Source organism: Kitasatospora sp. NPDC093558, from assembly GCF_040683475.1.
Lineage (GTDB): Bacteria > Actinomycetota > Actinomycetes > Streptomycetales > Streptomycetaceae > Kitasatospora.
In genome coordinates, this window is sequence record NZ_JBFBDY010000226.1 from 1 (window position 1) to 9,962 (window position 9,962).

Consider the following 9,962-nt stretch of genomic DNA (forward strand, 5'->3'; position numbering starts at 1 on the left):
TGCTCGGCGCCGGTGCATCGGCGCCGAGCAACCAACCGCAACCCACCACCCTCCGGCTCAGTAGCCCAGGGCTCTCAGCGGCGGCGAACCTCGCTTCACTCGGGAGGCTGATCTGTCCTCCCGTGACCCGGTGTCGGCGCGGGTCGTTGGACGATGTGGCGGGAGCGTGCGCCCCGGTGGCAAGGCATCAGCCACCCCCGCCGCGCGGGCCGAGCCACCGTCGGCCGCTTCACGTCGCACTACCGATCCGAAGAGGTCCCGTCATGTCCGAACCCTGGTCCGAGACATCCGCCGCGCCGCAGTTCCCGACCGGCCCGGCCGCCACCCCGAAGAGCCTGCTGGAGCAGATGCAGGAACTGCTCGCCTCCGTGACCGCGGACCTCGCCGAACTCCAGTCCTCCGGCGTCCGCGGCGCCGGTACGGCCGCCTACCCCACTGGCACGGACACCTCCGAGGCTCCGGCCGTCGCACCGGGCACCCGGTAGTCCGGCGCGACGTCCGTCGGCCCGCCCTCACCCGGCGGGCCGAGCCGGACCACCAGTAAGGGCGCACCCTGGCCCGCCGGCTCGGCCTCACCCGCCACGGACCGCCCCGCCGCATGACGGAGCCGTGCCACGAGGTCCTTGCACTCCGCCACCGCGTCGACGGTGTCGATGCACGTCCAGTACACGCTCTCGGTGTCGGCCCCGCAGGCCAGCACCACGAGCGTCTCGCCGAGCTCGCGCAGCAGCCCGTCGAGCGCCCCCAACGTCTCGTCCAGGTCGCCGAGTTCGCCGGGCCGGCCGGACCGGCCGCCGCTCAGCACGGCGGCCCTGACCACGGACCGGTCCAGGCAGCCCGAGGCGAGCGTGCCCGCCTCCGACAGCTGTCTGCCCAACCCGGCCAGCTCCTCGTCGTCCAGCTCCGCCAGCCGCGCCCCCACCGCCTCGGTGAGCAGCGCCGCCCGCCGCGCCTCCGCCAGCACGTCCGGTACGTGCCTGGCCTCGGCCAGGGCGTGCCGGGCCGTCTTGATCAGTCGCAGCGCCTCCATGGCCGCCTCCCCTTCCACTCGCTTTCGCCGTCCGACCACGGCCGCCGCGGGGGCGGTTCGTGGTCACGGCGAAAGCGTGCGCCGAGGGCGGGAGGTGCGCATCGGGGCTTTTGAAAGCTGTGGAAAACCCCGGGGGTGTGGACAACTCTCGTCCCTCGCGGGGGTTACTCGTGCACCTCCGGCTTGACGTACGCGGCCGATCCCGGCACCGGGAAGCGCTCCTCGTTCCGCTCGATCTTGGCCGCGAGCGCCTCCAGCGGGTCCACCCCCACCGCCATGCAGAACTGCACCAGGTACGCGAGGACGTCGGCGACCTCGTCCCGCACCCGGTGGGCGCGCTGCGGGTCGGACATCACCGCGGTCGCCTGCTCCGGCGTCAGCCACTGGAAGATCTCCAGCAGCTCGCCCGCCTCCACGGTCAGCGCCGCCGCCAGGTTCTTCGGCGTGTGGAAGGGCTCCCACTTCCGCGCCGCCGCGAACTCCGCCAGCCGCTGCCGCAGGCTCTCCAACGTCGGTGCCGCGGTTCCGGCACCGGATTCCTCAGGTCGTTCGTTCACGCGTCCAGGTCTACCGCATCCTCGCCCGTCCCCGCCCCGCTGCCGGCGGCAGGAGCAGCGGAGGCAGAAGCGGCAGCGGAGGCAGCAGGGCCGGAAGGAGCCGCCGGATCGCCCTCCCCGCGCCCGCACTGGGCCGGCACCCGAGCCATCTCGGGCCGCAGCACCGTGTGCCCCGCGTCCGGGTCGCGCCGGCACTCGACCAGCATGACCCCGCCCACGGACCCCCCGCCCAGCGCCTCCCGGGCCGCCGCCGGCTCCTGCAGGGCGGCGAGCACCCGCAGCTGGTTGCGCCCCGACATCTCCCGCGCCAGCCGCAGCAGCGAGGCCGTCTGCTCGGTGGACAGCCCGGCCCCGAGGTCCCCCGCGAGCACCGTGAGCTGCCGGTGCGCCCACGGCACCTCGGCGGCCACGTCCAGGTCGAGCACCCCGGCGCCGGTGAGCAGCACGGCGGCGAACGCGAGGTGGCGCAGCATCCCGTCGGAGGCCTGGTCGGCCCCGGTGCGCCCGAGGAGGCCCTCGTCGAAGACCGCGAGGACGCGCTGATCGGTGCCGGTGCCGCGGTGGGCGAGGTCGAGGCCGAGCAGCGGGTGCGGCGCGGCGGACTGGACGACCCGCAGGAGCTGGCCGTAGCGGCGCGGGCACTCGCCGGCGAGCCGGGCGATGACGGCGGAGATGTTGGCGGCGTTGCTGGTCAGGCGGGCCTGCGGGTCGGGGCGGGCCCAGTCGCGCATGAGGGCCGGCACGGGGTGGACGGGGAAGACCTCGCGCAGTGCGGTGAGTGCGTGCTCGGTGGCGGCGAGGACGGTGCGCTCGCCGGGCGAGGATCCGGCGACCCGCAGCGGCAGCTGCGCGGTGATCATGGTGCCGCTGGGGAAGGGCGCCCGGATGTCGCCCTGGCGGGTGTCGTTGTGCCAGCAGACGTTGACGCGCCGGCCGCGGAGGTCCTGCTCGCCGGTCTCGACGAGGGTCCGCCCGTCGAGGCTGAGCGATTCGCGGGCGATCCGGACCGGTCCGTCGGTGCGGATGACGATGTCGACCCGGATGCGGCCCACCGGGGCGCGGACGGTGCAGCCGAGGATGATCGCGTCGCGCCCGTGCGGGACGCACCCGGCCAGGCCTCCGCGGACGGGCCTGGCGAGTTGGCCGGCCGCGCCCGGGAGTCCGTCGAGGGAGTCCGCGATCTCCTCGCCGAGGGCGAGCCGGGACAGGACGGCGAGTCCGTCGAGCGCGTTGGACTTGCCGACGCCGGCCGGTCCGTGCAGGACGGTGAGCGGCGCGAGGGGCAGGGCTGCGCGCCGGTAGGACTTGAAGGAGGTGAGCCGGAGCTCCTCGACGGTGGGGCGCGGCACGGGCGGCCGGTCGGGCGCCGGGGTGTCCGGGCGGGGGTGGGACGGCGAGGCGGTGCGGGTGGCGTCGCGGTTCACCCGTCGGACCCTAACTGCAGGTCAGGCGGCAGAAACGTGCCTGCGCGGCAGATTCATCCCTTCGAGGAGCCGCGCGCACGGCCCGGGCATGGGAGGCGCACAGGGTGCGCACAACGAGGGCGCGCGGAACGGCTTCAGCGCCCGCAGCCGGCCACCATGCGCTGAACCGGCCACCGCGCCCACGGCCCGGCCACCGCAACCACCCCGGCCACCGCACCCCGGACCGGCAGCTCAGGACCGGCAGCTCCGCACCGGCCGTCAGCGCCGGTACACCGCGACCGTCACCGACGCCGTGACTTCGACCGGCTCCGGCAGCCCGGCGAGCGCCGCGGCCAGCCGCTCGGGGTCGGTGTGCCAGGCGCTGGGCCCCATGCCGACCACCGTGCGCACGTCCTGCGGCCCGAGCCGGAGCGTGAACTCCACCTCCCGCCGCCCCTCGGGCGTCAGGTACGGCCCGAGCTTCTCGTCGATCCGCCGCTGCTTCTCCTCGTCGACCGACAGCAGCCCCAGCGCGGCGACGAGTTCGCGCAGGTGCCGCGAGGTCGGCGAGACCAGCAGCAGGGTGCCGCCGGGGCGCAGCACGCGGCGGATCTCCGGCCCGTTGCGCGGCGCGAACACGTTGAGCATCAGCCCGGCGGACCCGTCGAGCAGCGGCAGCGGGCGCCAGGCGTCGCAGACGACCGCCCCGATCCGGGGGTGGGCCTTGGCGGCGCGGCGCAGCGCGAACTTGGAGATGTCGAGCGCGGCGCCCGGGCGGCCGGGCAGGGCGTCGAGGACGTGGGCGAGGTAGTGGCCGGTGCCGGCGCCGAGGTCGGCGACGAGGCCTTCGGGGTCGGCGGCCGCGGCGGCTTCGGCGAGGGCGTCGGCGATGGGCCGGTAGTGGCTGGCGGCGAGGAACTCGGCCCGGGCGGCGACCATGTCGGCGGTGTCGCCGGTGCCGGTGTGGGCGTCGCCGGCGAGGAGGCTGACGTAGCCCTGCTTGGCGAGGTCGTGGCTGTGCCCGGCGGGGCAGCGCAGGGTGCGCTCGTGCCGGGTGAGGGGCTGCGCGCAGTGCGGGCAGGCCAGGTAGGGCTCGATGTCCTGCAGCAACGTTCCGTCTTCTTCTCTCGCCGTGCGCCCCGAGGGCCGTGCCCTGAGGGCCGTCCCGGGCGTTTCCCGAGGTACCCGGGGGTGCCAGCCTAACGACCCAGCCTAACGACCCCGGTCCGCCGCGACGCGCAGGGCGAGGGCGGCCAGCGCTTCGGGGGCGCCCGCGCGGCCGCGGATGCCGGGGAAGGCGTTGACGTCGACGACGACGGGCTCGGCGGGCCCGTCGAGCAGGTCGACCCCGTACACGTCGAGACCGAACACCTCGCCGACGCGCAGCGCGAGGGCGGCCCGGTCGGCGGGCGGCTCCCACTCCGCCGCGGGCCCGGTGTCACCGTCGGGCGGGGCGAGTTCGGAGCGCCGCCGGGCGGCGAACACCCGGCCGTCGACGACCCACAGCTTCTGGTCCCAGCCGGTGCCGTCGAGGAAGGGCTGGGTGACGACGGCCTCGTCCGGCCAGCGCTCGGCGAGTTCGCGCAGCCGCGCGGCGTCGTCGACCCGGGCGACGAGGTCGTGCCGTCGACTGTGGCGGCTCTTGACGACGAACGGGTAGGCAGGATCCGCGAGTTGACCGAGCAGCCCGACCGAACGCGTCTCGGCGAAGGGCAGCCCGGCCGCCTTCGCCAGCTCGGCCATCCGCACCCGGTCCTGGCAAAGCTCGGTCGCCGCAGCCGAGTTGACCACCGGAACGCCGCGCGACTCCAACTCCCATGCGAGCGAAAGCGCTTGCTCGTTCTTTGCCTTCAGAAGGCAGACGTCCCCCGCCCAGGCCGCCCCCGCCCAGGCCGTCCCCGGACCGACGACCTCCACCCCGTGCCCCTGCCCCCGCAGCACCGCCGCCGTGGCGGCCAGCACCGGATGCCCCGGGTCCGCCGTGATCAGCCCGACCCTCACCGCGCACCCCCGCCCGCCGCCACCAGCGCCGGAGCCGGGACCGACACGGCCGTCCCGCCCCGCGCAAGCCGCAGCACCGCCCGTCCGACCCGGGCGACGGCGTCCGGCACCTGCCGGAAGCTCGGGAAATCGTTGACATCGACGACGACCGGCCCGTCCGGCCCGAGCAGCACGTCGACGCCGTACAGGTCGAGCCCGAACACCTCCCCCACCTGCGCCGCGATCCGCGCGACCTCGCCCGCCAGCGGCACCCGCCGTTCCCGCACGGCCTGCGCTGGGTGCAGCGGCGAGCAGCGCTCGGTGGCGTGGAACTCGCCGTCGACGCAGTAGATCTTGAGGTCCACACCGGAGTTGGGCACGTACGGCTGCGCGATCAGCAGCCCCTCCCCCGCGAACGAGGGGCCGAGCGCGAGCAGGTGGTCGGGGGTGCGGACGAGGCGCACGGCGCGGCCGGAGCTGCCGTCGGCCGGTTTGACGACGAGCGGGTACTCGGCGGCGGGGATCTCGGCGAGCCGTTCCCACCGGGCGGCGGCGTACGTGACGGGCACGGGCAGCCCGCGGGTGCGGGCGATGACCGAGGCGAGCGCCTTGTCGCGCACGCCGCGGATCGAGCGGACGTCGTTGACGGTGGTGAGGCCGACGGCGGCGGCCGCGTCGAGGAGGGTGAGGCCGGGCCCGCCGGAGACGGTCTTGAGCACCCACGCGTCGTGACTGCCGGCCCGTATCGCCTCGGAGATGGCGAGCAGCGAGTCGCCGGGGCGCAGCACGTCCACCCGGTGCCCCCACGCGGTAAGTTGACGCGCCACGTCGAGCGGCATGCCGTCGTGCCGGTAGTGCTCCTCCACCAGAAAGCAGAGCCTCATGGGCCTGTCTTCCCCCCTTGCCGTACCGAGTCCGGAGTTTCCGCCGTCCCCCTCGGCAGAGCTGTGAAGGCATCAGCATGTCACGCGGTGCGCGGCCAAGATCGCCGCGGCTGTAAGCGTTCGGCAACAATCACGGGAAGGCCGGTGCGTATCCGGACGACCGTCCGCCGCCCGGCAGGTCAAACCGGTGGCGGACGCTCGCGAGTCCTGCTTGGATGCCGCCGTGACTTCTGTCGATCATGCATCCGCCGGCACCTCCGGCGCCGCCCCGGACCCGCGCCTCCTCGACGAGATCGAGCGCTACTACGACGCGGTGCCGCGCAGCGCCGCACGCGCCGAGGACTTCGGCCCGCTGACCCTGTTCGTCCGCGAGGGCACCGGCTGGCATTACTACGCCCGCCCGACGCTGCGCCACGAGGGGCCCGCCGCGACCGCCGACGACGTGCGCCGAGTGCTGGCGCGACAGCGGGAGTTGGGCGCTCCGGAGGCCTTCGAGTGGGTGGCCGAGCACGATCCCGAGCTGCGCGCGGCGGTCGAGGAGGCCGGGCTGGCGGTGCACGAGCACCCGCTGCTGGTGCTCGGCCCGGAGGACGAGCCGGGCGCCGCACCTGCCCTGGCGGAGCCGGTGGAGGTGCGCGTCCTGGCCGCGGACGCACCGGAGTTGGCGGCTGCGGCGGCCGTCCCGCACCTGGCGTTCGCCGAGCCGGGCACCGGCATCGGCACTGCAGGTGCCGAAGAACTGTCGGCAGCAGAACAGGAGTTGGTGGCGGACGGCGGCGCACAGCGGATCGCCGAACGGATCGCCGCGGGCACCACCGTACTGGCCGCAGCACTGGAGGACGGCACGGCGCTGTGCTCGGGTGTGCACAATCCGGTGGGCCCGGTGACGGAGGTCGCCGGGGTCGGCACACTGCCGACGGCCCGCCGGCGCGGTCTCGGGCTCGCGGTGACGGCGGCGCTGGTCGCCCACGCCCGCGCGAACGGCGTGCGGACGGTGTTCCTGTCGGCCGCGGACGAGGACGTCGCCCGGATCTACCGCCGGGCCGGCTTCCGCCCGTTCGCGACGGCCCTGATCGCCGAACCGCCGACGCCCGACGGCACGGCCCACTGACAACACGCACCCGACGAACGGGGACGGCCCCACGAACGGGGGCGGCTCAAACCGGGACGGCCCGGCGAACGGGGACGGCTCAACGGACAGGGACGGCCCGACGAACAGGCACCCCCGTCAGTCGTCGTCCCCGTCCTCGTCGTCCGCCCCGCTGACGCCCTCTCCCTCCGCCTCGTCCACGACCCACGCGGACAGCCGCTCGGCGACGCCGGACACGCCCAGCCGCCCCTCCCGGATGGCCCGGGCGAGGCTGCGCACCTCGCGGGCGGTGGTCGCCACCGTGCAGCCGCTCGCCACGAGGTAGGCGTAGGCGACGGCGGTGGCGTACAGCTCGTTGGTCTTCTCCAGGGCCGGCACCCGGATCAGCTGGTGCATCAGGGCGGCGGCGCGGTCCTGCGGTTCGGGGTAGACGGCGATGTCGAAGATCTCGGCCTGGTGCCGGGAGACCGCCGCGAGCAGCGATCCGTAGTCGGTGACCTGCGGGTCACCGGGCGTGTACTGCTCGGCGGTCATGAGCAGCCACGAGAGGTCGACCTCAAGTTTCAACGGCGCACGCCCTGGAGGTCACCCGGCTCCGCGGTCTCCGCCAGGAAGGCCGTCTCGTACTCCTTCATGAACTTCGCGGCGGCGTCGACGAAGGCCCGCCCGGACTCGCCCATGTCCTGCTGGACCAGGCGCTCGATGTACTGGTTCATGCTGATCCCCTGCTGCTCCGCCCGCTCCCGGGCCATCTCCGCGGTGGCGGCGTCCACCCTGACGTTCAGCTGCTTTTTACCCATGAGCCTCAAGCTAGCGCTGAAGCGCTAGCACAACAAGGGCGCGGATCCCGCCCCCACACGCACCCGCCGCACGCCCCCGCACAACCCCGGAGGCGCCCCGGACTCATACCCACCGTCCGCCGAACCACCCCCGCCACGACGGACGAGACTTGAAGAGTCCTGCCCCTTCCGAGACTCTGAACACTCCTGAGCGTTCCGTGAAGCGGCACCGACCGGTGTGGAGGCCGGCAATGACAGCCATGTTCGACCAGGAGCTGCGCGAGCAGCTCGCCCAGGCCCGGCGCGACCTCGCGGCGGCCCGGGCCGAAGGGGACGCCGACGGCGTCCAGGCGTACGAGGGCCGGATCGCCGAGCTGCTCCGGCTCGCCGCCCAGCACGGGATCGACCTTCCGCACAGCACCGACGAAGAAGAGCACAACGAGCCCTGACCACCCCCCACCCCCCACGGACGACCGGCACGACCGGCACAACCGGCACAACCGGCCCCGAACGCCGAGGAGGCGGCACCCGGAACACCCGGGTACCGCCTCCCGCGCGTCTGCGCGCCGCTACGTCACTCGGCGGCGCCCCCGACCGGCTCCAGGATCGCCACGCACTCGAAGTGGTGCGTCATCGGGAACAGGTCGAACGCCCGCAGCGAGACCGGCCGGTAGCCGCCCTCGCGGAAGAAGCCCAGGTCCCGGGCGAGGGCCGCCGGGTCGCACGCGACGTACGCGATCCGGCGCGCCTCCAGGCCCGCGAGGTGCGCGACGGTCTCGCGCCCGGCGCCCGAGCGCGGCGGGTCCAGCACGATCAGGTCGGTGGCGGTGATGCCGGTGCGCGGCAGCAGCGTCTCGACCCGGTCGCACTCGATCCGGACGTTGTCCAGCGCGGCCAGGTTGTGGCGGGCGTCGATCACGGCCTGCTTGGCCGACTCGATGCCGAGCACCGCGCCGTCCTCGCCGACCCGGTCCGCCAGCGCGCCCGCGAACAGGCCCACGCCGCAGTACAGGTCGAGCGCGTTCTCGCCCCACTGCGGGTCCAGGCCGTCCAGGACGGCGTCCACAAGGGTGTCCGGCGCCTCCGGGTGGATCTGCCAGAAGCCGCCGTTGCTGACCCGCCAGGTGCGCCCGGCGGCCCGCTCGCGCACGAAGGTGCGCCCGTGCACGCGGTGCACGTCGCCCTGGTCGTCGATCCGGGCGATCGACACCGGCTTGTCCAGCTCGACCAGCGGCAGCTGGGCGCCGGGGCGCGGGGTGAGGACGATCTGCCGGTCCGAGGAGCCGGTCGCGGCGAAGGCCTCGACCGTGGCGACGCCCGGCCAGTCGCGGGCCTCGATGCCGAGCTCGGTGACGCCCTCCGCGGCGATCAGGCAGTGGTCGACCGGCTGGATCTCGTGCGAGCGGTGCTTGCGCAGGCCGACCTTTCCGGTCTCGCCGTCCACCGCGTACTGCACCCGGGTGCGCCAGGCCGGCACCTGCCCGGCCGGGAGCTTGCCGCCGACCGGCTCGACGCTGCCGTCCCAGCCCGCCTCGGCCGGGGTGAGCCCGGCCAGCTTCGCCAGCTGCTCGGTGAGCACCGCCGCCTTGAGCTTGCGCTGCCCGCCGGGGGTCACGTGCTGCCAGTCGCAGCCGCCGCACTTGCCGGGGCCCGCGAACGGGCACGGCGGGGCGATGCGCTCCTTGGCCGGCTCCAGGACCTCGACCGCGTCGGCCCGCAGGAAGCGCGAGGTCGTGGTGCCCTCGGTGACCAGCGCGACCACCTTCTCGCCGGGCAGCGCGTGCCGGACGAACAGCACCCGGCCCTCGTGCCGGGCCACGCAGTGCCCGCCGCCGTGCGCGACCGGGCCGACCTCGACCTCGTACCGCTCCCCGACCAGCGGGTCCCCGGACGGCGTCTCGGTGCGCTGCGCCCGCGGCTGCTGGGCGCGCAGCGCCTTCGGCGGGCGCACGGCCTGCTTGCGCGGCGCACCGCCCTTCCCGGTCGCGGCACCCTTGCCCTGGGAACCCGCCGCACCCTTGCCGGTCGCAGCGCCCTTACCGGTAGCGGCGCCCTTGCCGGGAGCACCCTTACCAGCAGCCGAATCCGCAGCCGAAGCCCCCTTGCCCGAGACCCTCGCCCCCGCGCCGGACTCCGCCACCGGCTCCACCCGCTCGCCCGGAGCCAGCGGCGCCGTCCGCGCCGTCAGCCCGTCGCGGTCCCTAGCCTTGGTCCAGTTGAGGACGGAGGCGGCATGTCT

General features: G+C 74.8%; 12 protein-coding genes. 3 read left to right on the plus strand and 9 right to left on the minus strand.

Annotated elements, in window-relative coordinates:
* The first annotated feature begins 263 nt into the window (after positions 1 to 263).
* Entirely contained in the window at positions 264 to 485 is a 222-nt protein-coding gene (locus AB0O00_RS20905; RefSeq protein ID WP_363653888.1) for a hypothetical protein, read from the plus strand.
* Here the strand turns inward: AB0O00_RS20905 and AB0O00_RS20910 are convergent.
* The 6 genes from AB0O00_RS20910 to AB0O00_RS20935 form a co-directional block, all read right to left on the minus strand.
* Positions 428 to 1,030 carry a DUF6099 family protein gene (locus AB0O00_RS20910; protein WP_363653890.1) on the minus strand — a complete coding sequence of 201 codons (603 nt, stop codon included), beginning with the start codon at positions 1,028 to 1,030 and terminating at the stop codon, positions 428 to 430. The genes AB0O00_RS20905 and AB0O00_RS20910 overlap by 58 nt on opposite strands.
* A gap of 164 nt (positions 1,031 to 1,194) precedes the next feature.
* Positions 1,195 to 1,587 carry a nucleotide pyrophosphohydrolase gene (locus tag AB0O00_RS20915; RefSeq protein WP_363653892.1) on the minus strand — a complete coding sequence of 131 codons (393 nt, stop codon included), beginning with the start codon at positions 1,585 to 1,587 and terminating at the stop codon, positions 1,195 to 1,197.
* The gene (locus tag AB0O00_RS20920; RefSeq protein ID WP_363653894.1) at positions 1,584 to 3,011 is read right to left on the minus strand and encodes an ATP-binding protein; all 1,428 of its coding nucleotides are present in this window, start codon (positions 3,009 to 3,011) and stop codon (positions 1,584 to 1,586) included. Before AB0O00_RS20920 ends, AB0O00_RS20915 begins: the two co-directional genes overlap by 4 nt.
* Positions 3,012 to 3,269: 258 nt before the next feature.
* Positions 3,270 to 4,100: a putative RNA methyltransferase gene (locus tag AB0O00_RS20925; RefSeq protein ID WP_363653896.1), complete on the minus strand. Its 831-nt coding sequence runs from the start codon at positions 4,098 to 4,100 to the stop codon at positions 3,270 to 3,272.
* Positions 4,101 to 4,202: 102 nt separating this feature from the next.
* Positions 4,203 to 4,991 carry an alpha-L-glutamate ligase gene (locus tag AB0O00_RS20930; protein ID WP_363653898.1) on the minus strand — a complete coding sequence of 263 codons (789 nt, stop codon included), beginning with the start codon at positions 4,989 to 4,991 and terminating at the stop codon, positions 4,203 to 4,205.
* On the minus strand, positions 4,988 to 5,854 hold the full coding sequence (locus AB0O00_RS20935) for a hypothetical protein (protein ID WP_363653900.1): 867 nt from the start codon (positions 5,852 to 5,854) through the stop codon (positions 4,988 to 4,990). The genes AB0O00_RS20930 and AB0O00_RS20935 overlap by 4 nt, the downstream gene beginning before the upstream one ends.
* Positions 5,855 to 6,077: 223 nt before the next feature.
* Here AB0O00_RS20935 and AB0O00_RS20940 point away from each other — a divergent pair, with 223 nt between their 5' ends.
* Positions 6,078 to 6,965 (plus strand): GNAT family N-acetyltransferase, encoded by an 888-nt coding sequence (locus AB0O00_RS20940; protein WP_363653903.1) that lies wholly within the window; start codon positions 6,078 to 6,080, stop codon positions 6,963 to 6,965.
* Between the two features lie 117 nt (positions 6,966 to 7,082).
* Here AB0O00_RS20940 and AB0O00_RS20945 read toward each other — a convergent pair whose 3' ends face one another.
* Positions 7,083 to 7,511: a fic family toxin-antitoxin system, toxin component gene (locus AB0O00_RS20945; RefSeq protein ID WP_363653905.1), complete on the minus strand. Its 429-nt coding sequence runs from the start codon at positions 7,509 to 7,511 to the stop codon at positions 7,083 to 7,085.
* Positions 7,508 to 7,744 carry a toxin-antitoxin system HicB family antitoxin gene (locus AB0O00_RS20950; protein ID WP_363653907.1) on the minus strand — a complete coding sequence of 79 codons (237 nt, stop codon included), beginning with the start codon at positions 7,742 to 7,744 and terminating at the stop codon, positions 7,508 to 7,510. The genes AB0O00_RS20945 and AB0O00_RS20950 overlap by 4 nt, the downstream gene beginning before the upstream one ends.
* A 230-nt stretch (positions 7,745 to 7,974) precedes the next feature.
* On the opposite strand from AB0O00_RS20950, the gene AB0O00_RS20955 reads away from it, so the two are divergent.
* Positions 7,975 to 8,172, plus strand: coding sequence for a hypothetical protein (locus AB0O00_RS20955; RefSeq protein ID WP_363653909.1), 198 nt, complete (start codon positions 7,975 to 7,977; stop codon positions 8,170 to 8,172).
* A gap of 125 nt (positions 8,173 to 8,297) precedes the next feature.
* On the opposite strand, the gene AB0O00_RS20960 is transcribed toward AB0O00_RS20955, so the two are convergent.
* Positions 8,298 to 9,656, minus strand: a complete 1,359-nt coding sequence (locus tag AB0O00_RS20960; protein WP_363653911.1) for a class I SAM-dependent RNA methyltransferase — start codon at positions 9,654 to 9,656, stop codon at positions 8,298 to 8,300.
* Between the last annotated feature and the right edge of the window lie 306 nt (positions 9,657 to 9,962).